This window comes from Streptomyces sp. NPDC053079 (assembly GCF_044546695.1).
Taxonomy (GTDB): domain Bacteria; phylum Actinomycetota; class Actinomycetes; order Streptomycetales; family Streptomycetaceae; genus Streptomyces.
Window position 1 is genome coordinate 337443 of sequence record NZ_JBITZJ010000007.1, and the last position, 23940, is coordinate 361382.

33 protein-coding genes are annotated in these 23940 nt (G+C 67.7%); 3 read left to right on the forward strand and 30 right to left on the reverse strand.

Translation table 11 applies throughout. The features are described from left to right. Window positions 1-9: 9 nt before the first annotated feature. The 25 genes from infA to rpsJ form a co-directional block, all read right to left on the reverse strand. Window positions 10-231 carry a translation initiation factor IF-1 gene (infA, locus tag ACIGXW_RS26760; RefSeq protein WP_003956442.1) on the reverse strand — a complete coding sequence of 74 codons (222 nt, stop codon included), beginning with the start codon at window positions 229-231 and terminating at the stop codon, window positions 10-12. A gap of 151 nt (window positions 232-382) precedes the next feature. After that, entirely contained in the window at window positions 383-1219 is an 837-nt protein-coding gene (gene map, locus ACIGXW_RS26765) for a type I methionyl aminopeptidase (protein ID WP_399575322.1), read from the reverse strand. Between the two features lie 138 nt (window positions 1220-1357). Further along, window positions 1358-2017, reverse strand: a complete 660-nt coding sequence (locus ACIGXW_RS26770; protein ID WP_399575323.1) for an adenylate kinase — start codon at window positions 2015-2017, stop codon at window positions 1358-1360. Then, window positions 2017-3330 (reverse strand): preprotein translocase subunit SecY, encoded by a 1314-nt coding sequence (gene secY, locus ACIGXW_RS26775; protein ID WP_071964535.1) that lies wholly within the window; start codon window positions 3328-3330, stop codon window positions 2017-2019. Before secY ends, ACIGXW_RS26770 begins: the two co-directional genes overlap by 1 nt. A 213-nt stretch (window positions 3331-3543) precedes the next feature. Next, on the reverse strand, window positions 3544-3999 hold the full coding sequence (rplO, locus tag ACIGXW_RS26780) for a 50S ribosomal protein L15 (RefSeq protein ID WP_071964536.1): 456 nt from the start codon (window positions 3997-3999) through the stop codon (window positions 3544-3546). A gap of 1 nt (window position 4000) precedes the next feature. Further along, the gene (rpmD, locus tag ACIGXW_RS26785; RefSeq protein WP_071964537.1) at window positions 4001-4183 is read right to left on the reverse strand and encodes a 50S ribosomal protein L30; all 183 of its coding nucleotides are present in this window, start codon (window positions 4181-4183) and stop codon (window positions 4001-4003) included. Continuing rightward, a complete protein-coding gene (gene rpsE / locus ACIGXW_RS26790) occupies window positions 4183-4785 on the reverse strand; it encodes a 30S ribosomal protein S5 (protein WP_004946659.1) in 603 nt (200 codons plus the stop codon). Before rpsE ends, rpmD begins: the two co-directional genes overlap by 1 nt. A gap of 46 nt (window positions 4786-4831) precedes the next feature. After that, entirely contained in the window at window positions 4832-5215 is a 384-nt protein-coding gene (rplR, locus tag ACIGXW_RS26795; protein ID WP_071964538.1) for a 50S ribosomal protein L18, read from the reverse strand. 3 nt (window positions 5216-5218) lie between these two features. Continuing rightward, window positions 5219-5758 (reverse strand): 50S ribosomal protein L6, encoded by a 540-nt coding sequence (gene rplF, locus ACIGXW_RS26800; RefSeq protein ID WP_071964539.1) that lies wholly within the window; start codon window positions 5756-5758, stop codon window positions 5219-5221. 21 nt (window positions 5759-5779) lie between these two features. Beyond that, window positions 5780-6178: a 30S ribosomal protein S8 gene (rpsH, locus tag ACIGXW_RS26805; RefSeq protein ID WP_071964540.1), complete on the reverse strand. Its 399-nt coding sequence runs from the start codon at window positions 6176-6178 to the stop codon at window positions 5780-5782. 209 nt (window positions 6179-6387) lie between these two features. Then, complete coding sequence (locus ACIGXW_RS26810) at window positions 6388-6573, reverse strand: type Z 30S ribosomal protein S14 (protein WP_071964550.1); 186 nt, start codon at window positions 6571-6573, stop codon at window positions 6388-6390. 5 nt (window positions 6574-6578) lie between these two features. Then, window positions 6579-7139, reverse strand: a complete 561-nt coding sequence (rplE, locus tag ACIGXW_RS26815; protein WP_071964541.1) for a 50S ribosomal protein L5 — start codon at window positions 7137-7139, stop codon at window positions 6579-6581. Beyond that, the gene (gene rplX, locus ACIGXW_RS26820; protein WP_071964542.1) at window positions 7139-7462 is read right to left on the reverse strand and encodes a 50S ribosomal protein L24; all 324 of its coding nucleotides are present in this window, start codon (window positions 7460-7462) and stop codon (window positions 7139-7141) included. Before rplX ends, rplE begins: the two co-directional genes overlap by 1 nt. Before the next feature lie 3 nt (window positions 7463-7465). Next, window positions 7466-7834, reverse strand: coding sequence for a 50S ribosomal protein L14 (gene rplN / locus ACIGXW_RS26825; protein ID WP_030368406.1), 369 nt, complete (start codon window positions 7832-7834; stop codon window positions 7466-7468). A gap of 102 nt (window positions 7835-7936) precedes the next feature. Next, window positions 7937-8218: a 30S ribosomal protein S17 gene (gene rpsQ / locus ACIGXW_RS26830; protein ID WP_030026328.1), complete on the reverse strand. Its 282-nt coding sequence runs from the start codon at window positions 8216-8218 to the stop codon at window positions 7937-7939. Continuing rightward, on the reverse strand, window positions 8218-8442 hold the full coding sequence (rpmC, locus tag ACIGXW_RS26835; RefSeq protein ID WP_030368408.1) for a 50S ribosomal protein L29: 225 nt from the start codon (window positions 8440-8442) through the stop codon (window positions 8218-8220). Before rpmC ends, rpsQ begins: the two co-directional genes overlap by 1 nt. Beyond that, window positions 8442-8861: a 50S ribosomal protein L16 gene (rplP, locus tag ACIGXW_RS26840; RefSeq protein WP_030368409.1), complete on the reverse strand. Its 420-nt coding sequence runs from the start codon at window positions 8859-8861 to the stop codon at window positions 8442-8444. The genes rpmC and rplP overlap by 1 nt, the downstream gene beginning before the upstream one ends. Window positions 8862-8866: 5 nt before the next feature. Beyond that, window positions 8867-9685 carry a 30S ribosomal protein S3 gene (gene rpsC, locus ACIGXW_RS26845; RefSeq protein WP_071964543.1) on the reverse strand — a complete coding sequence of 273 codons (819 nt, stop codon included), beginning with the start codon at window positions 9683-9685 and terminating at the stop codon, window positions 8867-8869. Continuing rightward, window positions 9685-10032 (reverse strand): 50S ribosomal protein L22, encoded by a 348-nt coding sequence (rplV, locus tag ACIGXW_RS26850; RefSeq protein WP_031012097.1) that lies wholly within the window; start codon window positions 10030-10032, stop codon window positions 9685-9687. The genes rpsC and rplV overlap by 1 nt, the downstream gene beginning before the upstream one ends. A 43-nt stretch (window positions 10033-10075) precedes the next feature. After that, window positions 10076-10357 (reverse strand): 30S ribosomal protein S19, encoded by a 282-nt coding sequence (gene rpsS / locus ACIGXW_RS26855; protein ID WP_004950443.1) that lies wholly within the window; start codon window positions 10355-10357, stop codon window positions 10076-10078. 12 nt (window positions 10358-10369) lie between these two features. Next, window positions 10370-11206 (reverse strand): 50S ribosomal protein L2, encoded by an 837-nt coding sequence (gene rplB, locus ACIGXW_RS26860; protein ID WP_071964544.1) that lies wholly within the window; start codon window positions 11204-11206, stop codon window positions 10370-10372. A 41-nt stretch (window positions 11207-11247) separates the two neighbouring features. Further along, complete coding sequence (gene rplW / locus ACIGXW_RS26865; protein WP_004950438.1) at window positions 11248-11571, reverse strand: 50S ribosomal protein L23; 324 nt, start codon at window positions 11569-11571, stop codon at window positions 11248-11250. Then, window positions 11571-12221 (reverse strand): 50S ribosomal protein L4, encoded by a 651-nt coding sequence (gene rplD, locus ACIGXW_RS26870; RefSeq protein ID WP_360909200.1) that lies wholly within the window; start codon window positions 12219-12221, stop codon window positions 11571-11573. Before rplD ends, rplW begins: the two co-directional genes overlap by 1 nt. A 7-nt stretch (window positions 12222-12228) precedes the next feature. Then, window positions 12229-12873, reverse strand: a complete 645-nt coding sequence (gene rplC, locus ACIGXW_RS26875; protein ID WP_360909202.1) for a 50S ribosomal protein L3 — start codon at window positions 12871-12873, stop codon at window positions 12229-12231. A 13-nt stretch (window positions 12874-12886) separates the two neighbouring features. After that, window positions 12887-13195, reverse strand: a complete 309-nt coding sequence (gene rpsJ, locus ACIGXW_RS26880; protein ID WP_003948644.1) for a 30S ribosomal protein S10 — start codon at window positions 13193-13195, stop codon at window positions 12887-12889. Between the two features lie 578 nt (window positions 13196-13773). On the opposite strand from rpsJ, the gene ACIGXW_RS26885 reads away from it, so the two are divergent. Then, a complete protein-coding gene (locus ACIGXW_RS26885) occupies window positions 13774-15897 on the forward strand; it encodes a PIG-L family deacetylase (RefSeq protein ID WP_399575324.1) in 2124 nt (707 codons plus the stop codon). Between the two features lie 85 nt (window positions 15898-15982). Continuing rightward, window positions 15983-16984, forward strand: coding sequence for an ArsR/SmtB family transcription factor (locus ACIGXW_RS26890; protein WP_399575325.1), 1002 nt, complete (start codon window positions 15983-15985; stop codon window positions 16982-16984). Here the strand turns inward: ACIGXW_RS26890 and ACIGXW_RS26895 are convergent. Beyond that, window positions 16944-18359 (reverse strand): SDR family NAD(P)-dependent oxidoreductase, encoded by a 1416-nt coding sequence (locus ACIGXW_RS26895; RefSeq protein WP_399575326.1) that lies wholly within the window; start codon window positions 18357-18359, stop codon window positions 16944-16946. The two genes, ACIGXW_RS26890 and ACIGXW_RS26895, sit on opposite strands and share 41 nt — an antisense overlap. A 108-nt stretch (window positions 18360-18467) precedes the next feature. Here ACIGXW_RS26895 and ACIGXW_RS26900 point away from each other — a divergent pair, with 108 nt between their 5' ends. Next, on the forward strand, window positions 18468-19325 hold the full coding sequence (locus tag ACIGXW_RS26900) for a metallophosphoesterase (protein ID WP_360909210.1): 858 nt from the start codon (window positions 18468-18470) through the stop codon (window positions 19323-19325). A gap of 88 nt (window positions 19326-19413) precedes the next feature. Here the strand turns inward: ACIGXW_RS26900 and tuf are convergent, their stop codons facing one another. The 4 genes from tuf to rpsL all read right to left on the reverse strand — a co-directional run bounded on the left by tuf (window position 19414) and on the right by rpsL (window position 23789). Beyond that, window positions 19414-20607 (reverse strand): elongation factor Tu, encoded by a 1194-nt coding sequence (gene tuf / locus ACIGXW_RS26905; RefSeq protein WP_399575327.1) that lies wholly within the window; start codon window positions 20605-20607, stop codon window positions 19414-19416. Window positions 20608-20781: 174 nt separating this feature from the next. Continuing rightward, window positions 20782-22905, reverse strand: a complete 2124-nt coding sequence (gene fusA, locus ACIGXW_RS26910) for an elongation factor G (RefSeq protein ID WP_071961695.1) — start codon at window positions 22903-22905, stop codon at window positions 20782-20784. A gap of 39 nt (window positions 22906-22944) precedes the next feature. Further along, window positions 22945-23415, reverse strand: coding sequence for a 30S ribosomal protein S7 (gene rpsG / locus ACIGXW_RS26915; protein WP_004950419.1), 471 nt, complete (start codon window positions 23413-23415; stop codon window positions 22945-22947). Window positions 23416-23417: 2 nt separating this feature from the next. Then, a complete protein-coding gene (gene rpsL / locus ACIGXW_RS26920) occupies window positions 23418-23789 on the reverse strand; it encodes a 30S ribosomal protein S12 (protein WP_003948652.1) in 372 nt (123 codons plus the stop codon). Between the last annotated feature and the right edge of the window lie 151 nt (window positions 23790-23940).

The following is a 23940-nucleotide window of genomic DNA, read 5'->3' on the forward strand; positions in this document are numbered from 1 at the left end:
CGACAAGATCTACTTGTAGCGGTAGACGATCCGGCCACGCGTCAGGTCGTAGGGAGACAGCTCCACGACGACCCGGTCATCGGGAAGGATGCGGATGTAGTGCATGCGCATCTTGCCGCTGATGTGCGCGAGGACCTTGTGACCGTTCTGGAGCTCTACCTTGAACATTGCGTTCGGCAGAGACTCGATCACGGTGCCCTCGATCTCGATGGCACCTTGCTTCTTGGCCACGCTTCGCCTTTCGAATCGGCTACCTTGATCGACTCCCCCATATGCACGCAGGCATGCGGATACACGAGAGCCGACGCATCAGTCTACGTCAGGGCAACCGGAAAGCCTAATCCAGGGTGCTTGCCCTGCCGAGAAGATCCTTACGCCGCGCTCAGGCCAGCGGATCCGGCGCCGCCGTGACGCCGTACTCCGCCAGCTTCGCGCGGCCTCCGTCGACCGCGGTGAGGACGAGCGGGCCCTGCTCCGTCAGGGCGACGGAGTGCTCCCAGTGGGTGGACCAGCTCTTGTCGTCCGTGAGGACCGTCCAGTCGTCCTCGAGGACATGCGTCCGCGCGGTGCCCAGGCTCACCATGGGCTCGATCGCGATGCAGAAGCCCGGGACCAGCTTCGGGCCCTTGCCGCGCTTGCGCGAGACGTAGTTCAGCAGGTGGGGGTCCATGTGCATCTCGGAGCCGATGCCGTGGCCGCCGTAGTCCTCGATGATCCCGTACTTGCCGCTCGCCGGGCGGGGCTGGCGGCGGATGTAGCCCTCGATGGCCTTGGAGATGTCCACCAGGCGGTTGCCGTTGCGCACGGCAGCGATGCCGGCCCACATGGACTCCTCGGTCACCCGGGAGAGCTCGATCAGCTCCGGAGCGTGACCGGTGCCCACGAAGGCCGTGAAGGCCGCGTCGCCGTGCCAGCCGTCCACGATGGCGCCGGCGTCGATGGAGATGATGTCGCCGTCCTTCAGGACGGTCCTGGTGTCCGGGATGCCGTGGACGACGACCTCGTTCACCGAGGTGCAGATCGTGGCGGGGAAACCGCCGTACCCGAGGAAGTTCGACTTGGCCCCGTGCTCGGCCAGCACCTTGCGGGCGACCTCGTCCAGGTCCTTGGTCGTGGCGCCCGGCACCGCGGCTTCCCGGGTGGCCGCGTGGATGGCGGCGACGACAAGCCCCGCCTCGCGCATCTTCGCGATCTGCTCCGGGGTCTTGATCTCGACCATTGCGGCTGACGCCTTTCTGAACCGACGGCTGGACCTGCCCGCGGCTCGGCCGCGGCTGCGGCGGCCTGCGGGCCCCATACACAATACGGCCGCGACGCCCGTGAGGGCATCGCGGCCGTATCCGACCCGTTACGGGTCTCAGCTGGCGGTGTCGCGCTCCAGCGCGGCCATGGCCCGCTGGGTGACCTCGGCGACCTTGCCGAGGGCGGAGATCGTCACCACGAGGCCCTGGGCCTTGTAGTAGTCGATGATCGGCTCGGTCTCGCTGTGGTAGACCTCGAGCCGCTTGCGGACGGTCTCCTCGCTGTCGTCCTCACGCTGGTACAGCTCGCCGCCGCAGATGTCACAGACACCCTCGGCCTTCGGCTGGTTGTAGATCGCGTGGAAGACGTGGCTGCTGTCGTTGCGGCAGATGCGGCGACCCGCGATCCGCTTGACGACCTCGTCCTCGGGGACCTCGAGGTCCAGGACCGCGTCCAGCTTCAGCTCGTCGGCCTTGAGGATCTCGTCCAGCGCCTCGGCCTGGGCCAGGTTGCGCGGGAAGCCGTCGAGCAGGAAGCCGTCGGCGGCGTCCGGCTGCCGCATGCGGTCCCGGGCCATCCCGATGGTGACCTCGTCGGGCACCAGCTGGCCGGCGCGCATGTACTCCTGGGCCTTCTGGCCGAGCGGCGTGCCCTGGCTGATGTTCGCCCGGAAAAGGTCACCCGTCGAGATGTGCGGGATCCCGAGGTTCTTGGCGAGGTACGCGGCCTGCGTACCCTTGCCGGCGCCGGGAGGGCCGACGAGGACGATTCGCATCAGCGGAGGAACCCTTCGTAGTTGCGCTGCTGAAGCTGGCTCTCGATCTGCTTCACAGTCTCCAGACCGACACCCACGATGATCAGGATGCTGGTTCCACCGAACGGGAAGTTCTGGTTCGCGTTGAGTGTGACCAGTGCCACGGTGGGCACCAGGGCGATCAGGCCCAGGTAGAGCGAGCCGGGCCACGTGATGCGGTTCAGCACGTAGCTCAGGTACTCCGCGGTGGGACGACCGGCGCGGATGCCCGGAATGAACCCACCATACTTCTTCATGTTGTCGGCAACTTCTTCGGGGTTGAAGGAGATGGCGACGTAGAAGAAGGCGAAGAAAACGATCAGCAGGAAGTACGTGACCATGTAGATCGGGTGGTCGCCCTTGACCAGGTTGGCCTGGACCCAGTTGGCCCAGTCCGCCTTGGAGCCGGTGAACTGCACGAGCAGCGCCGGGATGTAGAGCAGCGACGAGGCGAAGATGACCGGGATCACACCGGCCTGGTTCACCTTCAGCGGGATGTACGTGGACGTGCCGCCGTAGGAACGACGGCCGATCATGCGCTTCGCGTACTGCACGGGGATGCGGCGCTGGGCCTGCTCCACGAAGACGACCAGCGCGACCATGGCCAGACCACAGAGGATCACCAGGCCGAACTCCAGCCAGCCACCCATCAGCTTGCCCTGCATCTTGATCGCCCACAGGGCGCTCGGGAAGCCGGCGGCGATGGAGGTGAACATCAGGATCGACATGCCGTTGCCGATGCCGCGGTCGGTGATGAGCTCACCGAGCCACATGATCAGCGCGGTACCCGCGGTCATGGTGATGACCATGACGACCGTGGTGAAGATCGACTGGTTGGGAACGATCTGGTTTCCGACCGTGCAGTTCCCGAAGAGCGCACCGCTGCGCGCGGTGGCCACGAGACCGGTGCCCTGGAGCACCGCGAGGGCTACGGTCAGATAGCGCGTGTACTGCGTGATCTTGGTCTGTCCGGACTGGCCCTCCTTCTTGAGGGCCTCAAGTCGCGGAATGACGACGGTGAGCAGCTGAAGGATGATGCTCGCCGTGATGTACGGCATGATCCCCAGCGCGAAGATCGTGATCTGAAGCAGCGCACCACCGCTGAACATGTTCACGAGGCCGAAAAGGCCCATCCCGCTCTTGGCCTGGTCCATGCACGTCTGGACGTTCTGATAGTCGACGCCCGGCACGGGCACATGTGCGCCGAGCCGGAAGAGGACCATGATGCCCAGCGTGAACAGCAGCTTCTTGCGCAGGTCGGGCGTTTTGAACGCCCGGGCGAACGCGGTGAGCACGGTGCCTCCTGCGCCTCCCACGTGGCTGCGTGAGAGGTGACGGTCTTGAAGGTCGACAGAACCTTACGAGTTACGTATCAGTCAAAATCCGCACGGACACAGGCCGGGCGGAGGTTAACAGTGCACGCCACCTTACCGGCGACCGTGCCCCCCTTGGAACGACCAACCGGGGATGCCCCTTTTGGGACATCCCCGGTTGTCAGATCAACGAACTCAGATGAGCTCGGTGACGGTGCCGCCGGCGGCGGCAATCTTCTCCTGGGCGGAGGAGGAGACGGCGTCGACCGTCACCTGCAGCGCCACGGAGATCTCGCCCTGGCCAAGGACCTTGACGAGCTCGTTCTTGCGAACCGCACCCTTGGCGACCAGGTCGGCCACCGTAACCTCGCCACCCTGCGGGTAGAGCGCGGCCAGCTTGTCCAGGTTCACGACCTGGAACTGCTTGTGGGCGGGGTTCTTGAAGCCCTTCAGCTTCGGGAGACGCATGTGGAGGGGCATCTGCCCACCCTCGAAGCGCTCCGGAACCTGGTAACGGGCCTTCGTGCCCTTGGTACCACGACCTGCGGTCTTACCCTTGGACGCCTCACCACGACCCACACGGGTCTTGGCGGTCTTGGCGCCCGGGGCAGGACGGAGGTTGTGGACCTTCAGCGGGTTGTTCTCCGCCATGTCAGTCGACCTCCTCAACCGTCACGAGGTGGCGGACGGTCTGCACCATGCCGCGGATCTCGGGACGGTCCTCCTTGACAACCGTGTCGTTCATGCGCTTGAGACCAAGCGAACGCAGGGTGTCGCGGTGGTTCTGCTTGCTGCCGATGTAGGACTTAACCTGCGTGACCTTGAGGCGAGCCATTACGCACCCGCCCCTGCACGCGCCCGCAGCAGAGCGGCGGGAGCAACGTCCTCCAGCGGCAGGCCACGACGGGCGGCGATCTCCTCGGGACGCTGCAGTCCCTTGAGGGCCTCCACCGTGGCGTGCACGATGTTGATCGGGTTCGACGAACCGAGCGACTTCGACAGGATGTCGTGGATGCCGGCGCACTCGAGCACCGCTCGCACCGGGCCACCGGCGATAACACCGGTACCGGGGGAAGCAGGCTTGAGCATGACGACGCCAGCCGCCTTCTCGCCCTGGATGGGGTGAGGGACGGTGCCCTGGATACGGGGGACCTTGAAGAAGTTCTTCTTGGCCTCTTCCACGCCCTTGGCGATGGCAGCCGGAACTTCCTTGGCCTTGCCGTAACCGACACCGACCGTGCCGTCACCGTCGCCCACCACGACCAGCGCGGTGAAGCTGAAGCGGCGACCACCCTTGACAACCTTGGCGACGCGGTTGATCGCGACTACGCGCTCAACGTACGCGGTCTTCTCGGCGGCAGCGCCACCGTCGCGACCCTTCCGGTCCCGCCGCTCGCCGCCACCGGCACCGCTTCCGCGGCGCTGGGGTCCAGCCATTGGATTTACCTCTCTCTGTTACGTCCGCTAGCTCCGGAACCGGGGCTTAGAACTTCAGCCCGGCTTCGCGGGCGGCGTCCGCCAGAGCGGCAATGCGCCCGGCGTACTGGTTGCCACCGCGGTCGAACACGACGGCCTCGACGCCGGCGGCCTTGGCACGCTCGGCGACCAGGGCGCCCACCTTCGTGGCCTGGGCGCTCTTGTCGCCCTCGCCACCGCGGATCGACGCGTCCAGGTGGGACGCCGACGCCAGGGTGTGACCCTTGAGGTCGTCGATCACCTGGGCGGTGATGCCACGGTTGGAGCGCGTCACGACCAGGCGCGGACGCTCGGCCGTACCCGACATGTTCTTGCGGATGCGGATGTGGCGGCGGGCCTTGGCGGCGCGCTTGTACGCGTCACCCTTGGCGATCTTCACACCGTATGCCATGGCTTACTTACCAGCCTTTCCGACCTTGCGGCGGATGACCTCACCCGCATACTTCACGCCCTTGGCCTTGTAGGGGTCGGGCTTGCGAAGCTTGCGGATGTTGGCGGCAACCTCGCCGACCTTCTGCTTGTCGATGCCCTCGACACTGAGCTTGGTGGGCGACTCGACCTTGAAGGTGATGCCCTCGGGGGCCTCGATCAGGATCGGGTGGCTGTAGCCCAGGGCGAACTCCAGGTTGGAGCCCTTCGCCTGGACGCGGTAACCGACACCGCTGATCTCAAGAGCCTTGCTGTAGCCCTGGGTCACGCCGGTGATCATGTTCGCCACCAGCGTGCGGGACAGGCCGTGCAGGGCCTTGTTCTGACGCTCGTCGTTGGGACGGGTGACGTTCAGAACGCCGTCCTCGCCCTTGGCGATCGCGATGGGCGCAGCGATCTCGTGGGTCAGGGAACCCTTGGGGCCCTTCACCACGACCGTGCGGCCATCGATGGTGACGTCCACACCAGCGGGAACCTGGATGGGCAGCTTGCCAATACGCGACATTAGCTATTCCTCCGTTCCCGATTACCAGACGTAGGCGAGGACTTCCCCACCCACGCCCTTCTTGCTGGCCTGCTGGCCGGTCAGGAGACCGTGGGACGTGGAGATGATCGCCACGCCCAGGCCGCCGAGGACCTTCGGCAGGTTGGTGGACTTTGCGTAGACCCGGAGGCCCGGCTTCGAGATCCGCTTGATGCCCGCGATGGAGCGCTCACGGTTCGGGCCGAACTTGAGGTCGACGACGAGCTTCTTGCCGACCTCGGCGTCCTCGACCTTCCAGCCGGCGATGTAGCCCTCCTGCTGCAGGATCTCGGCGATGTGCGCCTTGATCTTGCTGTGGGGCATCGCCACGGAGTCGTGGTAAGCCGAGTTCGCGTTCCGCAGACGGGTCAGCATGTCTGCGATCGGATCGGTCATGGTCATGTTTGGCCTTCGGCCTCTCTCGCCGTGGTTTCCTATCTGCGCCATCCCTCTCCCCGAACTGAGTCGGAGCGGGTGCGGCGCGGGGACCTACGGCGTAGTAAGACGGTCATGGGCGGCGGGCGCCCAACCCTTCAACTCTACGCGAGTGAAGGACTGGGCCCCACCGTCCTTGATGCTTACCGAGAGCCCTGGTCAACCCAAGTGGGTTGTTACCAGGAGCTCTTGGTCACGCCCGGCAGCTCGCCACGGTGAGCCATCTCACGAAGGCACACGCGGCAGAGGCCGAACTTGCGGTACACGGAGTGCGGACGGCCGCAGCGGTTGCAACGGGTGTACGCACGGACCGCGAACTTGGGCTTGCGCGCGGCCTTCGCGATCAGAGACTTCTTCGCCATCTCGGTCACGCCTCCTTGAAGGGGAAGCCGAGGTGACGGAGGAGGGCGCGGCCCTCGTCGTCGTTGGTCGCCGTGGTGACCACGGTGATGTCCATACCCCGGACACGGTCGATCTTGTCCTGGTCGATCTCGTGGAACATGACCTGCTCCGTGAGACCGAAGGTGTAGTTGCCCCGACCGTCGAACTGCTTCGGGGACAGACCACGGAAGTCGCGGATGCGCGGGAGCGCGAGCGACAGGGTGCGGTCCAGGAACTCCCACATGCGGTCACCACGGAGGGTGACGTGGGCGCCGATCGGCTGGCCCTCACGCAGCTTGAACTGCGCGATGGACTTGCGAGCCTTGGTGACGGCGGGCTTCTGGCCGGTGATCGTGGTGAGGTCGCGGATGGCGCCCTCGATCAGCTTGGAGTCGCGGGCGGCGTCGCCCACACCCATGTTGACCACGATCTTGGTCAGGCCGGGAACCTGCATGATGTTCTCGAAGGAGAACTCCTCACGCAGCTTGCCGACGATCTCTTCGCGGTAGCGCAGCTTGAGACGCGGCGCGTTGGTGGTGGCAGTCATCAGATGTCCTCACCGGTGCGCTTGGCAACGCGGATCTTGTTGCCGTTGTCGTCGAAGCGGTAACCGACGCGGGTGACGACCTTCTTGCCGTCCTTCTCCACGACGAGCTGAACGTTGCTCACGTGGATGGGGGCCTCGGTGGTCACGATGCCGCCGGTCTGCGAGCCGCGAGCGGTCTGGCCGGCCTTGGTGTGCTTCTTGACCCGGTTGACACCCTCGACGAGGACGCGGTTCTCGCTGGGCATGGCCACGATGACCTTGCCCTGCTTGCCCTTGTCCTTACCGGTGATGACCTGGACCAGGTCGCCCTTCTTGATCTTCATCGGTTACAGCACCTCCGGCGCGAGCGAGACGATCTTCATGAACTTCTTCTCGCGCAGCTCTCGGCCCACGGGGCCGAAAATACGGGTGCCGCGGGGGTCACCGTCGTTCTTGAGAACGACAGCGGCGTTCTCGTCGAAGCGGATGTACGAGCCATCCGGACGGCGGCGCTCCTTGACGGTGCGAACGATGACGGCCTTGATGACGTCACCCTTCTTCACGTTGCCACCGGGGATCGCGTCCTTGACGGTGGCGACGATGACGTCACCGATGCCCGCGTAGCGGCGACCGGAGCCACCGAGAACACGGATGCAAAGGATCTCCTTGGCACCAGTGTTGTCGGCGACCCGAAGTCGCGACTCCTGCTGGATCACGTCTATCTCCTGATCGTCTGCCGGTTCCCGGCGGGGGCCTCAACGGGTTGAGGCCCCACGCCGAGCCTGGCGGAACTTATCCGAGGGAGAACCCCTCAGAAATTACTTGGCCTTCTCGAGGATCTCGACGATGCGCCAGCGCTTGCTCGCCGACAGCGGACGCGTCTCCATGATGAGGACGCGGTCGCCGACGCCGGCAGCGTTCTGCTCGTCGTGCGCCTTGAGCTTGTTCGTACGGCGGATGACCTTGCCGTACAGCGCGTGCTTGACGCGGTCCTCGACGGCGACGACGACGGTCTTGTCCATCTTGTCGCTGACGACGAGACCCTCACGGGTCTTGCGGAAGCCGCGCTCGTTCGTCTCAGTCACATTCTTCTCGCTCATCAGGCGCTCTCCACCGTCTCGATGCCCAGCTCACGCTCGCGCATCAGGGTGTAGATCCGGGCGATGTCCTTACGGACGGACTTGAGCCGACCGTGGTTCTCGAGCTGCCCGGTCGCCGCCTGGAAGCGGAGGTTGAACAGCTCTTCCTTGGCCTCACGGAGCTTCGCGACGAGGTCCTCGTCGTTCAGCTCACGCAGCTCGGTCGCCTTGATACCAGCGGCCATCACGACTCACCTGCCTCGCGCCGAACAATGCGGCACTTCATCGGAAGCTTGTGGGCGGCGCGGGTGAGCGCCTCCTTAGCGACCTTTTCGTTCGGGAAGGACAGCTCGAACATCACCCGACCGGGCTTGACGTTCGCGATCCACCACTCCGGAGAACCCTTACCGGAACCCATGCGGGTTTCGGCCGGCTTCTTCGTCAGCGGACGGTCCGGGTAGATGTTGATCCACACCTTGCCGCCACGCTTGATGTGACGGGTCATGGCGATACGAGCGGACTCGATCTGCCGGTTCGTCACGTAGGCCGGGGTCAGGGCCTGGATGCCGTACTCACCGAAGGCGAGCTCAGTGCCACCCTTGGCCATGCCGTTCCGCTTGGGGTGGTGCTGCTTGCGGTGCTTGACCCTGCGAGGGATCAGCATGTCGGTCAGGCCTCCGTTCCGGTGGACTCAGCCGGAGCAGCGGTGGCCTCGGCCTTGGGGGCCTCGGCAGCCTGCTGCGGCTTGCGGCCGCGGCCGCCACGCTCGCCACCACGGCCACCACGGGCCGGGCGGTCGCCGGCGCCACGGGACGGGCGGTTGCCCGCACGCGCAGCGGCGTTCTCGGCGCGGACCTCGGCGATGTTCTTGACGTCGCCCTTGTAGATCCAGACCTTCACGCCGATGCGGCCGAAGGTGGTCTTGGCCTCGAAGAAGCCGTAGTCGACGTTCGCACGGAGCGTGTGCAGGGGCACACGGCCCTCGCGGTAGAACTCCGAGCGGGACATCTCGGCGCCGCCGAGACGGCCACCGCACTGGATCTTGATGCCCTTGGCGCCGGCCTTCATCGTCGACTGCATGCTCTTACGCATGGCGCGACGGAAGGAGACGCGGGAGGACAGCTGCTCGGCGACGGCCTGGGCCACCAGCTGAGCGTCGACCTCGGGGTTCTTGACCTCGAGGATGTTCAGCTGGACCTGCTTGCCGGTCAGCTTCTCCAGCTCGCCACGGATGCGGTCGGCCTCGGCGCCACGGCGACCGATGACGATGCCCGGGCGGGCGGTGTGGATGTCAACGCGGACGCGGTCGCGGGTGCGCTCGATCTCAACCTTCGAGATACCGGCGCGCTCCATGCCCTTCGTCATCATGCGACGAATGGCAACGTCTTCCTTGACGTAGTCCTTGTACAGCTTGTCGGCGTACCAACGCGACTTGAAGTCGGTGGTGATGCCGAGCCGGAACCCGTGCGGGTTAACCTTCTGGCCCATTACCGGGTTCCTTCCTTGCTGCTGACGACCACGGTGATGTGGCTGGTCCGCTTGCGGATCCGGTAGGCACGGCCCTGGGCACGCGGACGGAACCGCTTCAGGGTCGGGCCCTCGTCCACGAACGCCTCGCTGATGTACAGCGACGAAGCGTCCGTGTGGTCGTAGTTGTGCGCGGCGTTGGCAATGGCGCTGTCAAGCACCTTGCCCACCGGCACGCTCGCGGCCTGCGGGGCGAAACGCAGGACCGCCTGAGCCTCCGTGGCATCCATGCCACGGATGAGGTCCACCACGCGGCGGGCCTTCATGGGCGTGACGCGGATGTACCGCGCCTGGGCCCTGGCTTCCATGGTTGTCCCTTCGGTGTCAGTCATAGTCGTTCACACCCCGCCTTTAGCGGCGCTTCGACTTGCGGTCGTCCTTGACGTGGCCGCGGAAGGTGCGGGTCGGCGAGAACTCGCCGAGCTTGTGGCCGACCATCGACTCGGTGACGAACACCGGGACGTGCGTCTTGCCGTTGTGCACCGCGAGCGTGTGGCCGAGCATGGCCGGCACGATCATGGAGCGACGGGACCAGGTCTTGATGACGTTCTTGGTACCAGCCTCGTTCTGAGCGTCCACCTTCTTGATGAGGTGTCCGTCGACGAAGGGTCCCTTCTTGAGACTACGCGGCATCTAAACCCGCTCCTAGCGCTTCTTGTTCGTCTTGCGGCGGCGGACGATGTACTTGTTGCTCGCCTTCTTGGGAGAACGAGTACGACCCTCCTTCTGACCCCACGGGGAGACCGGGTGGCGACCACCGGAGGTCTTGCCCTCACCACCACCGTGCGGGTGGTCAACCGGGTTCATCGCGACACCGCGGACGGTCGGGCGAACGCCCTTCCAGCGCATACGGCCGGCCTTGCCCCAGTTGATGTTCGACTGCTCGGCGTTGCCGACCTCGCCAACGGTGGCGCGGCAGCGGACGTCGACCAGGCGGACCTCGCCGGACGGCATGCGCAGGTGGGCGTAAGCGCCCTCCTTCGCCAGCAGCTGCACGGACGAACCGGCGGAGCGGGCGAACTTGGCGCCACCACCGGGACGGAGCTCGATCGCGTGGATCGTGGTACCGACCGGGATGTTGCGCAGCGGGAGGTTGTTGCCCGGCTTGATGTCGGCCGTGGGGCCGTTCTCAACCCGGTCACCCTGGCTGAGCTTCGCCGGGGCGATGATGTAGCGCTTCTCGCCGTCTGCGTAGTGCAGGAGCGCGATGCGCGCGGTGCGGTTCGGGTCGTACTCGATGTGAGCGACCTTGGCCGGCACGCCGTCCTTGTCGTGACGACGGAAGTCGATCACGCGGTAGGCGCGCTTGTGGCCGCCACCCTGGTGGCGGACGGTCACGCGACCGGTGTTGTTACGGCCACCCTTGCTGTGCAGCGGGCGGACCAGCGACTTCTCCGGCGTGGACCGCGTGATCTCGACGAAGTCGGCGACGCTGGAGCCACGACGGCCCGGGGTCGTCGGCTTGTACTTGCGGATACCCATTTCTCAGTCCTCGTCCGATTCCGGACGACTCGGACTCCTGGTTAGGAGACCGGGCCGCCGAAGATGTCGATACGGTCGCCCTCGGCGAGGGTCACGATGGCGCGCTTGGTGTTGGCGCGCTTGCCGAAACCGGTGCGGGTGCGCTTGCGCTTGCCCTGACGGTTGATCGTGTTGACCCCGGTGACCTTGACCGAGAAGACCGCCTCGACGGCCTGCTTGATCTGGGTCTTGTTGGCGCGCGGGTCGACGATGAACGTGTACTTGTTCTCGTCCAGCAGCGCGTAGCTCTTCTCCGAGACAACCGGCTTGACCAGGAGGTCACGCGGGTCCGAGAAGGTCTTGCTGGTGACGACGGCCTCAGTCATCAGGCCTCGCTCCCTTCGGTCTCAACGGCCTTGGGGCCAGACACGAAGGACTCGAAGGCGGCCTGGGTGAAGACCACGTCGTCGGAGACGAGCACGTCGTACGTGTTCAGCTGGCCCGGCTCCAGGATGTGAACCTGGGGCAGGTTGCGGGCGGACAGCCACGCGGCCTCGTCGGACCGGTCGGCGACCAGGAGCAGGTTCTTGCGCTCCGAGATCTTGCCGAGCAGGGTCTTGGCGGCCTTGGTGGACACCGCGCCGTCGACCACGCCGGTGACGACGTGGATACGGCTGTGGCGGGCCCGGTCGGAGAGGGCGCCACGCAGGGCGGCGGCCTTCATCTTCTTCGGGGTCCGCTGCGAGTAGTCACGCGGCACGGGACCGTGCACGACGCCACCACCGGCGAACTGCGGCGCGCGGGTCGAACCCTGACGGGCGCGACCGGTGCCCTTCTGGCGGTAAGGCTTCTTGCCACCGCCGCGGACCTCGCCACGGGTCTTCGTCTTGTGCGTGCCCTGTCGGGCAGCGGCCAGCTGGGCGACGACGACCTGGTGGATCAGCGGAACGCTGACCTTCGCGTCGAAGATCTCCGAGGGGAGCTCGACGGTCCCGGCCTTGTCGCCTGCCGGCGAAAGGATGTCAATGGTGCTCATCGTTACCTCAGGCCCCCTTGGCCGCGGTACGGACCAGGACGAGGCCGCCGTTCGGACCAGGAACCGCACCCTTGATCAGGAGCAGGCCCTTCTCCGCGTCAACGGCGTGGACGGTCAGGTTCTGGGTGGTGACCCGCTCGTTGCCCATGCGGCCCGCCATGCGGAGGCCCTTGAACACACGGCCCGGGGTGGCGCAGCCACCGATGGAACCGGGGGAGCGGTGCTTGCGCTGGGTGCCGTGCCCGGCGCCGAGGCCACGGAAGTTGTGACGCTTCATGACACCGGCGAAGCCCTTGCCCTTGCTCTTGCCGGTGACGTCAACCTTGACGCCCGACTCGAACACGGCAGCGGTGATCTCCTGGCCGAGCGTGTACTCGCTGGCGTCAGCGGTACGCAGCTCCACCAGGTGGCGGCGCGGGGTGACGTCGGCCTTGGCGAAGTGACCCTTGAGGGGCTTGTTCACCTTGCGCGGGTCGATCTCGCCGAAGGCGATCTGGACCGACTCGTAGCCGTCGATGTCGTTGGTGCGGACCTGGGTGACGACGCAGGGCCCGGCCTTGACGACGGTCACCGGGACAACCCGGTTGTTCTCGTCCCAGACCTGGGTCATGCCGAGCTTCTCGCCCAGGACGCCCTTAATGTTCTTAGCCATCTCGCGCGTCACCTCAGAGCTTGATCTCGATGTCGACGCCAGCCGGCAGGTCGAGACGCATAAGCGAGTCAACCGTCTTCGGCGTGGGGTCGAGGATGTCGATGAGGCGCTTGTGCGTGCGCATCTCGAAGTGCTCGCGCGAGTCCTTGTACTTGTGCGGCGACTTGATGACGCAGTACACGTTCTTCTCAGTGGGCAGCGGCACCGGGCCCGCGACCGACGCACCAGTGCGCGTCACCGTCTCGACGATCTTCTTCGCCGAGGAGTCGATGACCTCGTGGTCGTAGGCCTTGAGCCGGATGCGGATCTTCTGTCCCGCCATGGCTACTCAGTAGTCCTGTCTCTCGTAACGCTCTGGGACTCGGCAAGCTGTGCGGCCCGAAACCGGGCAACACGGTCTTTCTCCACTCCACCTCCGACCCACGCGGTCGGGCGTGTCGCGCCCCTTCCAGCAAAATTTCCCAAAGGAAATTCCCTGCTCAAGGGGGTTGTGGGGGAAAGACACCCACCGAGCGCCTGGCTGGGGCCCCGCTGACACTTCCCGGAAGATTCCCGTACTTCCGCCCCTTACGAGGGGCGACGAGTACTGCGGGACTCGCTTCCAGTCCTCCCGGCGGGAGGCGCGCAGCATCGGCACTCAACCGAGCAACCTGAACAGTGTGCCACACCGCCCCGAAGGGACGCCAATCGCAGCCGAAGACCGTACCCCGAGCGGCTCACTTGTCAAACCACCCCGCCGACATACGGGACACTATGGTCGCGAACGGCCTGGCGTCACGGCCGGATCACTCCCCAGCATGCTTTGTCAGGGCTAGGGCAACCCCCGAGGAGCCCCAGCCGTCCCTTATCACGCTGGGGCAGCCGGGGACTGCGCGCTGCACGACGGGAGGAGTCGCTTAGTTGAACATCTCACAGCGCAGGGGCGTATCGCGCCGGGCGGTACTCGCCGGCATCGCCGCCACCACGGCGGTCACCGCCACCGGATGCGGCGGCGGCTCGGACCAGGTCACATCATCCCCCGAGGCCATAAGCCCCGTCGACCCCGGCGTCGCGCAGTCCTTCACCACCGCCGCGGAACCCCTGCTGCTGCAGATCATGGCGCACCCCGACGACGACCTGTTCTTCATGAACCCCGACGCCCAGCACCTGGTCTCCGCGGGCGTCCCCGTCGTCTCCGTGTACGTCACCGCCGGTGAGGCCGTGGGGCAGAACTGGATCCCGGGCATGCCCCCGCCCCGCCCCGACAAGGCGGCCTACTCCTCCGCCCGCCACCAGGGCCTGCGCCAGGCCTACGCCGAGATGATCGGCCTCGACAAGTTCACCCCATGGAAGAAGTCCGTCATGGACCTTCCGGGTGGAGTCCGGGCCGAGACCAACGAGCTCGCCAACGGCCGACGCCGGGCCCGGCTGGTCTTCCTCAACATCGCCATGCTCTCCACGGCGGGCAACACCCGGCTGCCCCAGCTGTGGGACCGCCCCTACGCGATGATGCAGAGCCTGGTCGCGGCGGACTCGCCCTGCACCACCGTCAGCACCTACCGGCACAAGACCGTGGTCGACGTGCTGGCCACGATCATGGCGAGGTTCCGGCCGACCGTGGTGCACACCATGGACCCGGACCCCGACTACCAGGTCCACGACGCCACCCACCCCAAGGACAACGACTACGGGGCGTGCTCGGACCACCGCGACCACACCCCCACCGCGCTGTTCACCTGGAAGGCGCTCGCCCAGTGGGTCACGGACGCCACCCGGCGCGAGGGGCACCCGCCACGCTTCACCGTGAACTCCTTCCGCGGCTACTACAACCAGCGCTGGCCGCACAATCTCCCCGCCCAGGTCGTGGGGGACAAGCACCGCCTCGTCACCGCCTACGGCGGCGACCCGTCCTGGCAGTGCGGCAACGCCACGGGCTGCGGCGACTACGGCCAGGGCGGCGAGCGCCCCCTGAATAACCGCAAGGGCTGGATCCGCTCCACCCACTACCGCTACCCCGGCGCCCTGCCCGTCGCCGACAGCGACCGCGCGGGCCGTCTGGAGGCCTACGGCGTGCTGGGCCTGCAGGCCGTGCGCTGGCAGGAGACGTCCGCCGGCAGCGGCCGCTGGGGCCCGCCGCAGAACCTGGGTGGCGGCCCCCTGGCGCCGTCCCTGGCGGCCGTCAGGGACGCCAAGGGGCGCCGGCTGCTGTTCGCCCTGCGCTTCTCCGAGCTGGAGGGCCAGGGCCGCGCCAACAGCCGCGAGATCGTCGTCCTGGAGCAGCGCGCCCCCGGCGGTCCCTTCAAGGGCTGGGCGGGCCTGGGCAACCCCGAGCGCAGGACCGAGCGGGGCCGCCGCGTGGGCATGCCCGCCGCCGTCGCCACCCCCGACGGCCGGGTCCACCTCTTCGTCCGCAACGCCGGCAAGGGCCTCTCCAGCCGGGTGCGGGAGGCCGACGGCACTTGGGGGAAGTGGCAGAGCCTGCACGGCCAGGAGATCCAGGAGGGCCTCACCGTCGCCCTGGACAAGCAGAGCCGCGTCCACGTCTTCGGCGCCGGCCGCGACACCGTGCACCACTGGAGCCAGGAGGCGCCCGGCCGGCCGGTGCGCCACATGCCGCTCAAGGGCCTGCCGGGCCCCGGCGGCGACCAGGTGGGGGCCGCGCTGGGCCAGGACGGGGCGCTGACGGTCGTCTACCGCACCCCGGCCACCGCCGAGCCGGCCGCCTTCCGGCTGGGACAGGACGCCGTCGAGCAGAGCGCGGGCGCGGGGCTGCGGGGCTTCTCCGGCTACGGGGCGCTCGCCGCGGCCACGCTGCCCCGGCGCGGCGGCAGGGACTCCCTGATGGTGCTGGGCCGGGGCATGACCGGCGGGATACAGCTCGTCGACGCCGAGTCCGGCGACTCCCCCGTCCGTCCGCCCCGCGACATCCCGGCCGTGGGCACCTCGACGCTGGTCACGGACGCGAGCCACCGGCTGTGCGCCGTGGGCCTGGGCCCGGACGCCGCGCCGTGGGTCTGGCGACCGGCTCCCGGCTCGGGGGCCTGAGCCCTATCCTCCGGGTGGGGCCGGAACGCTCTCTTCCCCGGCCCGTCCCACGTTCAAGCCACGCCACCGAGGGCAGGGGCAGACCGTGCGCATTCACTTCACCGGCGTCGACCTGGGCCGCATCCGCCTGACCGCGGAGCCGGACGTGCTGTGGGAGACGCTGCTGGCCGCCCACATGGTCCAGACGGGGCAGGCGCCCCTGGTCTTCGGCGAGTGGCGCAACCGGGTCCGCGGCCAGCTGACGGACCCCATGCGGCGGCTGCTGACCCTGGCGCCGCCGCGGGGCTACTCCCCCGACTTCCTCACCCCGCCCGAGGCGGTCGAGGGGCTGCGGACCGGGCTCGACGCGATGCTCTCGCTGCCCCGCCGGCAGCTGCGCCGGGACCTGGAGCTGCTGGCGCCGGACCGGCGGGAGATGAACTTCGTCCGCGCCCTCGCCGGCGGGGAGGCGGCGCCGCTGCAGGCCCTCGGCGACGGCATCACCGCCTTCCACGACCTGGCCGTCCGGCCCTACCTCGGCAAGATGCGGGAGCACATCTCCGCCGACCGGGCCACCCGCTCCCAGTCCATGCTGACGAGCGGCGGCGAGCATCTCCTGGCCACCTTGCATCCGGCCGTGCGCTGGAACCCACCCGTCCTGGAAGTGGCGATCCCATCGAACGAGGACGTCTATCTGGAGGGGCGCGGGCTACGGCTCGTGCCCTCCTTCTTTTGCTGGCGCGCCCCCACCGTGCTCCGGGATCCGGAGCTTCCGCCGGTGCTCGTGTATCCGATCGTCCACGACCCCGCCTGGCTGCTGGACGTCCACGGCCCGAAGGCCGGGCGCGGCGAGCCCCCGCTGGCCGCGCTGCTCGGCCGCACCCGGGCCGAGGTGCTGGAGGCGACCGCCCGCGGCTGCACCACCAGCGAGCTGGCCCGCCGGGTGCGCATCGCCATGGCCACGGCCAGCCACCACGCCACGGTCCTGCGCGACGCCGGGCTGATCACCACGCACCGCGCCAACGGCAGGGCGTACCACACCCTCAGCTTCCTGGGCCGGGAGCTGCTCAACGGCCGGCGGCTGATCGCTCCGGACGGCGCCCGGTGAGCCCCAGCCGCGCCAGCAGGACGTCCTCGGCGGGCAGCGCCAGCACCTGCACGTCCCGGCCGCCCAGCGTGCGCAGCACGGTCTCGAAGCCCTCGCGGGGCGAGAGCGAGCGGAAGCCCTGCCGCAGGGCCCGCGCCCTGACCTCCGCCCCGGTGGCGGCGCCCACGGTGCCCCACCAGCCCCAGTCGACGACCCGTACGGGGAACGGCAGCCGCTGGTCGAGGGCGTGCGCGTACGCGTCCTGGAACGCCGAGCCGGCCGCGTAGCCGGCCAGGCCCGCGTCGCCCAGGAAGGACTGGACGGAGGAGAAGAACAGCAGGAAGTCCAGCTCCTCGCCGCCCAGGACCTCGGCCAGTGCGACGCTGACGCGGCTCTTGGCGGCGAGGCTCTCGCGCAGCGCCTCCTCGTCGAGGCCGCGCACCAGGCCCGGGGTGTGGGCGAGCGCCGAGTGGATCACGCCGTGCAGGGGCCCGAAGTGCTCGCGGACGGTCCGCAGGCCCGCCCGTAGGCCCGCCGTTTCGGCGGCGTCGGCCCGTACGTACAGCAGCCGGGTGCCGTCGGGATCGGCCTCGCGGATGCGGCGGTCGCGCTCGGGGTCCAGGGCGGAGCGGCCGAGCAGGGCCACCCGGGCGCCGTGGTCGCGGGCCAGGAAGCGGGCCGTCTCCAGCCCGATGCCGCCGGCGCCCCCGACGATCGCGTACGTGCCGCCGTCGCGGATCCGGCCGGGCACGGCGGCGGGCAGGGTGAGCGGGTGCAGCGTCCTGACGTGGCGGACGCCGTCGCGGTGGGCGGCGTCGAGGCCCCGCTCGGCCGGTTCGGCGGCGATCAGCGCGGCCAGGCGCGCCATGCCGGTGCTGCCGGGGCCGGGGAGACGGCCGCCGAGGCCGAGGTCGAGAACGGGGGCGTGCCAGCGCCGGTGCTCGCTCTCCAGCACCCGGGCGAGGCCGGTGAGGGAGGCGGCGTGCGGATTGAGGACGCGGCTCCCGGCGACGGGCCAGGTGTCGTTGGTGACGATCCGCAGGTCGAGCTCGCGCGTGGCGGCCGCGGGTATGAGCAGGTCCCTGGCGCAACGGAAGAGCGCCCGGACCCCCCTCTCCTCGGCCCGGTCCAGGGCGGCCGTGCCGTCGGCCGTGCCGGTGCGCAGGCCGCCGAGGAAGTAGACGGTGCGCGGCGCGGATGCCGGCCGCGGGGCGCGGGTGCCCGCCTCGTGCAGGTGGACCTCGGCGCCGGCGTGGTGGGCGGCGAGCGCCTCGGCCAGGGGCCGGCCGTCGGGGGCGTGGACGATCAGCACCGGCCCGTCCGGGTCCTGCGGCGGTGGGGGCGGCGGCGGGGCGGGCCGCCATGCGCCGGTGTACGTGAACTCGCCGGTCGGCATCCGACCCTCCCCCTGCGGTGGATATGGCCCGCCGCACGCCGGGCACCAGGGCCTACCGTAAGTTCCGTATGACGCACCACCAATAGCCGCCCGCGAGTCTGGGATTCGATGCAACAGCCGATTTCGCACCGCCCCGGCCGACGGCTCCTCGCCGTCAGCGATCTGCACACCGGCATGGCCGACAACGTCCCCATCGCCGAGTCCCTGCGCCCCGTGACCGACGAGGACTGGCTGATCGTGGCCGGCGACGTCGCCGAGCGCTTCGAGGACGTCGAGCGCACCCTGGCCCTGCTGGCCGGCCGCTTCGCCAAGGTCGTGTGGGTGCCGGGCAACCACGAGCTGTGGACGCCGAAGACGGACCCGGTCGATCTGCGGGGCGAGGCCCGTTACGAGCGGCTGGTGAAGCTCTGCCGCGACCTGGGCGTGGTGACGCCGGAGGACCCCTGGCCGGTGTGGGAGGGCGAGGGCGGTCCGGTCGCCGTCGCGCCGCTGTTCACGCTGTACGACTACACCTTCCGCACGCCGACGGCGACCACGAAGGAGGAGTCGCTCGCCCAGGCCCACGAGGCCGGCGTGGTGTGCACGGACGAGTTCCTGCTGCACCCGGAGCCCTACGACGGCGCGGACGACTGGTGCCGTGCCCGCGTCGCGGCGACCGAGGCCCGGCTGGCCGCGCACGACCCGGCCGTACCGCTGGTGCTGGTCAACCACTGGCCGCTGGTGCGCGAGCCCACGGACGTCATGACGTACCCGGAGTTCGCCCAGTGGTGCGGAACCGTGCTGACCAGGGACTGGCACACGCGGTTCAACACCGCGGCGGTGGTCTACGGCCATCTGCACATCCCGCGCACGACCTGGTACGACGGGGTCCGCTTCGAGGAGGTCTCCATCGGCTATCCGAGGGAGTGGCGGCGCCGGGGCCATCCGAAGGGGCTGCTGCGGCAGATCCTGCCGTACGAGGCGTAGGAAGCGCCGGGGAAAAAGCGAGAAGGCCCGCACATCCGAAGATGTGCGGGCCTTCTCAGGTCTTGAGGACCCTCAAGCAAGCGGAAGCTTACTTGTTGATCTTGGTGACCTGGCCGGCGCCGACGGTGCGGCCACCCTCACGGATGGTGAAGCGCAGGCCCTCCTCCATCGCGACGGGCTGGATGAGGTTGACGGTCATCTCGGCGTTGTCGCCGGGCATGACCATCTCCGTGCCCTCCTTGAGGGTCACAACACCGGTCACGTCAGTCGTACGGAAGTAGAACTGCGGACGGTAGTTGTTGAAGAACGGGGTGTGGCGGCCGCCCTCGTCCTTGGAGAGGATGTACGCCGTGGCCTCGAACTCGGTGTGCGGGGTGACCGAACCCGGCTTGATGATGCACTGGCCGCGCTCGACGTCCTCGCGCTTGATGCCACGGAGGAGCAGACCGACGTTCTCACCGGCCTGGCCCTCGTCGAGCAGCTTGCGGAACATCTCGATACCGGTGACCGTGGTGGTGGTCTTCTCGGTCTTGATGCCGATGATGTCGACGGTCTCGTTGACCTTGAGGATACCGCGCTCGATACGACCGGTGACGACGGTGCCACGACCGGTGATCGTGAAGACGTCCTCGATCGGCATCAGGAACGGCTTGTCGACGTCACGCTCGGGCTGCGGGATGTGGTTGTCGACGGCGGTCATGAGCTCCATGACCGACTTGCCCCACTCGGCGTCGCCCTCGAGCGCCTTGAGCGCCGAGACCTTGACGACCGGAGCGTCGTCGCCCGGGAACTCGTACTCGTTGAGGAGCTCACGGACCTCGAGCTCGACGAGCTCCAGGATCTCCTCGTCGTCCACCATGTCGGCCTTGTTCAGGGCGACAACGATGTACGGAACGCCGGACTGGCGGGCCAGGAGCACGTGCTCCTTGGTCTGCGGCATCGGACCGTCGGTCGCGGCGACCACGAGGATCGCGCCGTCCATCTGGGCGGCACCGGTGATCATGTTCTTGATGTAGTCCGCGTGACCCGGGCAGTCAACGTGGGCGTAGTGACGCGACTCGGTCTGGTACTCGACGTGCGCGATCGAGATGGTGATACCGCGCTGACGCTCCTCCGGGGCCTTGTCGATCTCGTCGAAAGGCGTGAAGGGGTTCAGGTCCGGGTACGCGTCGTGCAGCACCTTGGTGATCGCCGCGGTAAGAGTGGTCTTACCGTGGTCGACGTGACCGATGGTGCCGATGTTGACGTGCGGCTTAGTCCGCTCGAACTTCGCCTTCGCCACTGGGGTCCTCCTGGGAGTGGTTCTGTACGCCTAGATTCGGTCGGCGCCAGGGATCTTTGCTGGGGTGCCGTCCGCCGGGGCATCCGATGCATTCCTCACGGTTTGCAAGGGAATGCCCCGACAGTCGGTGTCAAGCCTAAGGCGTGAGCCTCGTCTGTGGAGACGAGAGCCCAGTTACTCGCCCTTGGCCTTCGCGATGATCTCCTCGGCGACGTTCCGCGGAACCTCGGCGTAGGAGTCGAACTGCATCGAGTAGCTTGCGCGACCCGAGGTCTTGCTGCGGAGGTCTCCGACGTAGCCGAACATCTCCGACAGCGGAACCAGGCCCTTGACGAGCTTGGCGCCGTGACGGTCCTCCATGGCCTGGATCTGGCCACGGCGGGAGTTGATGTCGCCGATCACGTCGCCCATGTAGTCCTCAGGGGTGGTGACCTCGACGGACATCATCGGCTCGAGCAGAGCCGGCGACGCCTTGCGGGCACCTTCCTTGAACGCCATGGAACCGGCGATCTTGAACGCGAGCTCCGAGGAGTCGACGTCGTGGTAGGCACCGTCGAGCAGCGTCACCTTGACGCCGGTCAGCGGGTAGCCGGCCAGAACACCGAACTCCATGGCCTCCTGGCAACCCGCGTCCACGGACGGGATGTACTCCCGCGGGATACGGCCACCGGTGACCTTGTTCTCGAACTCGTAGCCGTCGCCCTCGAGGGGCTCGATCGCGATCTGCACCTTGGCGAACTGGCCGGAACCACCAGTCTGCTTCTTGTGCGTGTAGTCGATCCGCTCGACGGCCTTGCGGATCGTCTCGCGGTACGCGACCTGCGGCTTACCGACGTTGGCCTCGACCTTGAACTCACGGCGCATACGGTCGACCAGCACGTCGAGGTGCAGCTCGCCCATACCCGCGATGATGGTCTGGCCCGTCTCCTCGTCCGTGTGGACCTGGAAGGACGGGTCCTCCTCGGCGAGGCGCTGGATGGCGACACCCAGCTTCTCCTGGTCGCCCTTGGACTTGGGCTCAATGGCGACCTGGATGACCGGAGCCGGGAAGTCCATCGACTCGAGGATCACCGGGTCCGACGCGGAGCAGAGGGTCTCACCGGTGGTGGTCTGCTTCAGACCCATGACGGCGACGATGTCACCGGCACCCACCGACTCGATCTCCTCACGCTTGTTCGCGTGCATCCGGTAGATCTTGCCGATGCGCTCCTTCTTGCCCTTCACGGAGTTCTGCACCTGGGTGCCGGCCTCCATGCGGCCCGAGTAAACCCGGACGAAGGTGAGCTTGCCGAGGTGCGGGTCGCTCATGATCTTGAAGGCAAGACCGGCGAACGGCTCGTCGTCGGAAGGCTTGCGCTTCACGACCTCGTCGGCGTTGTTGACCGCGTGGCCCTCAACGGCCTCGATGTCCAGCGGCGACGGCAGGTAGCGCACGACCGCGTCGAGCAGGGGCTGAACGCCCTTGTTCTTGAACGCGGTGCCACAGAACACCGGGGTGACGGTGACGGAGTCGGCGCCGCCCTTGGAGGCCAGCGTGATGCGGCGGATGGCCGCCATCAGCTGCTCCTGCGTGGGCTCCTGGCCCTCGAGGAACAGCTCCATCATCTGGTCGTCGTGCTCGGCAACGCCCTCGAGGAGCTTGCCGCGCCACTCCTCGGCAGCCTCGGTGTGGGTGTCCGGGATGTCGACGACGTCGTACATCTCGCCCTTGGCGGCCTCGGCGGACCAGACCAGCGCCTTCATCTGGACGAGGTCGACCACGCCCTTGAAGTCGGCCTCGGTGCCGATCGGAAGCTGCATGACCAGCGGAACCGCACCGAGGCGGTCGACGATCATGTCGACGCAGCGGTGGAACTCGGCACCGGTGCGGTCGAGCTTGTTGACGAAGCAGATGCGCGGCACGCCGTAACGGTCGGCCTGACGCCACACCGTCTCGGACTGCGGCTCGACACCGGCGACGCCGTCGAACACCGTCACGGCACCGTCGAGCACGCGCAGCGAACGCTCCACCTCGACGGTGAAGTCGACGTGGCCCGGGGTGTCGATGATGTTGATGGTGTGGTCGACGCCCTCAAGCGGCCAGTGGCAGGTCGTCGCGGCAGACGTGATCGTGATGCCGCGCTCCTGCTCCTGCTCCATCCAGTCCATCGTGGCAGCGCCGTCGTGGACTTCACCGATCTTGTACGAAACACCGGTGTAGAACAGGATCCGCTCGGTGGTGGTCGTCTTGCCCGCGTCGATGTGGGCCATGATCCCGATGTTGCGGACCTTGGCCAGGTCAAGCGAAGTGGTGGCCATATGGCTCAGTCTTCTCTCGGTTCTCGATGGGGGTAGCGACTACCAGCGGTAGTGCGCGAAGGCCTTGTTGGACTCGGCCATCTTGTGCGTGTCCTCACGCTTCTTGACCGAGGCGCCGAGACCGTTCGAGGCGTCCAGCAGCTCGTTCATGAGGCGCTCGGTCATGGTCTTCTCGCGACGGGCGCGGGAGTAACCGACCAGCCAGCGCAGCGCCAGGGTGGAGGCGCGGCCCGGACGGACCTCGACCGGCACCTGGTAGGTGGCGCCACCGACGCGGCGGGACTTGACCTCGAGAGCCGGCTTCACGTTCTCGAGAGCGCGCTTGAGGGTGATGACCGGGTCGTTACCGGTCTTCTCGCGCAGACCCTCCATGGCGCCGTACACGATGCGCTCGGCGGTGGAGCGCTTGCCGTGCAGGAGGATCTTGTTGATGAGCGACGTCACCAGAGGGGAGCCGTAAACCGGGTCGATGATGACCGGGCGCTTCGGGGCGGGGCCCTTACGAGGCATTCTTACTTCTCCTTCTTGGCGCCGTAGCGGCTGCGAGCCTGCTTACGGTTCTTGACGCCCTGCGTGTCGAGGGAGCCGCGGATGATCTTGTAGCGAACACCCGGCAGGTCCTTCACACGGCCGCCGCGCACGAGCACGATGGAGTGCTCCTGCAGGTTGTGGCCCTCACCCGGAATGTAAGCGGTGACCTCGATGCCGGAGGTCAGACGCACACGCGCGACCTTACGGAGCGCCGAGTTCGGCTTCTTCGGGGTGGTCGTGAAAACACGCGTGCAGACGCCGCGGCGCTGGGGCGAACCCTCGAGTGCGGGCGTCTTGTTCTTCTCGACCTTGTCCTGCCGGCCCTTCCGGACCAGCTGCTGGATCGTAGGCACCGTTTCTCCGGTTTCTGTGTGCCGATCACGATAAAACTAACCTGGGAGCTACCACCGACCCACGCGGTCGGGTGTGTCGAAGGCTGCAGACCCCCGCCGATGGCGGATTGGTGCAGATTTCAGTGTCTCCGGAGCGGCCGAAACCGCCCGG

Coding starts and splice junctions, on each gene's coding strand:
- rpsC (WP_071964543.1), bottom strand. CDS start 9,685: ATGGGCCAGAAGGTTAACCCGCACGGGTTCCGGCTCGGCATCACCACC.
- fusA (WP_071961695.1), bottom strand. CDS start 22,905: ATGGCCACCACTTCGCTTGACCTGGCCAAGGTCCGCAACATCGGGATC.
- rplO (WP_071964536.1), bottom strand. CDS start 3,999: ATGGCGGAGAACAACCCGCTGAAGGTCCACAACCTCCGTCCTGCCCCG.
- ACIGXW_RS26810 (WP_071964550.1), bottom strand. CDS start 6,573: ATGGCGAAGAAGTCTCTGATCGCGAAGGCCGCGCGCAAGCCCAAGTTC.
- rpmC (WP_030368408.1), bottom strand. CDS start 8,442: ATGGCCGCTGGTATCAAGGCGACCGAGCTGCGTGAGCTGAACGACGAG.
- ACIGXW_RS26895 (WP_399575326.1), bottom strand. CDS start 18,359: ATGCCGACCGGCGAGTTCACGTACACCGGCGCATGGCGGCCCGCCCCG.
- ACIGXW_RS26770 (WP_399575323.1), bottom strand. CDS start 2,017: ATGCGAATCGTCCTCGTCGGCCCTCCCGGCGCCGGCAAGGGTACGCAG.
- rpsJ (WP_003948644.1), bottom strand. CDS start 13,195: ATGGCGGGACAGAAGATCCGCATCCGGCTCAAGGCCTACGACCACGAG.
- rplB (WP_071964544.1), bottom strand. CDS start 11,206: ATGGGTATCCGCAAGTACAAGCCGACGACCCCGGGCCGTCGTGGCTCC.
- rplC (WP_360909202.1), bottom strand. CDS start 12,873: ATGGCTAAGAACATTAAGGGCGTCCTGGGCGAGAAGCTCGGCATGACC.
- rpsQ (WP_030026328.1), bottom strand. CDS start 8,218: ATGAGCGAGAAGAATGTGACTGAGACGAACGAGCGCGGCTTCCGCAAG.
- rpsH (WP_071964540.1), bottom strand. CDS start 6,178: ATGACCATGACCGATCCGATCGCAGACATGCTGACCCGTCTGCGGAAC.
- rplX (WP_071964542.1), bottom strand. CDS start 7,462: ATGAAGATCAAGAAGGGCGACCTGGTCCAGGTCATCACCGGTAAGGAC.
- rplV (WP_031012097.1), bottom strand. CDS start 10,032: ATGGAAGCCAGGGCCCAGGCGCGGTACATCCGCGTCACGCCCATGAAG.
- rplE (WP_071964541.1), bottom strand. CDS start 7,139: ATGACTGCCACCACCAACGCGCCGCGTCTCAAGCTGCGCTACCGCGAA.
- rpsG (WP_004950419.1), bottom strand. CDS start 23,415: ATGCCTCGTAAGGGCCCCGCCCCGAAGCGCCCGGTCATCATCGACCCG.
- rplR (WP_071964538.1), bottom strand. CDS start 5,215: ATGGCATACGGTGTGAAGATCGCCAAGGGTGACGCGTACAAGCGCGCC.
- rplW (WP_004950438.1), bottom strand. CDS start 11,571: ATGACTGAGGCCGTCGTCACCAGCAAGACCTTCTCGGACCCGCGTGAC.
- rplD (WP_360909200.1), bottom strand. CDS start 12,221: ATGAGCACCATTGACATCCTTTCGCCGGCAGGCGACAAGGCCGGGACC.
- rpsS (WP_004950443.1), bottom strand. CDS start 10,357: ATGCCGCGTAGTCTCAAGAAGGGACCCTTCGTCGACGGACACCTCATC.
- rplF (WP_071964539.1), bottom strand. CDS start 5,758: ATGTCGCGTATTGGCAAGCTGCCCATCCAGGTTCCCGCTGGTGTGGAC.
- map (WP_399575322.1), bottom strand. CDS start 1,219: ATGGTCGAGATCAAGACCCCGGAGCAGATCGCGAAGATGCGCGAGGCG.
- rplP (WP_030368409.1), bottom strand. CDS start 8,861: ATGCTGATCCCTCGCAGGGTCAAGCACCGCAAGCAGCACCACCCCAAG.
- rpsE (WP_004946659.1), bottom strand. CDS start 4,785: ATGGCTGGACCCCAGCGCCGCGGAAGCGGTGCCGGTGGCGGCGAGCGG.
- rpmD (WP_071964537.1), bottom strand. CDS start 4,183: ATGGCTCGCCTCAAGGTCACGCAGGTTAAGTCCTACATCGGCAGCAAG.
- ACIGXW_RS26900 (WP_360909210.1), top strand. CDS start 18,468: ATGCAACAGCCGATTTCGCACCGCCCCGGCCGACGGCTCCTCGCCGTC.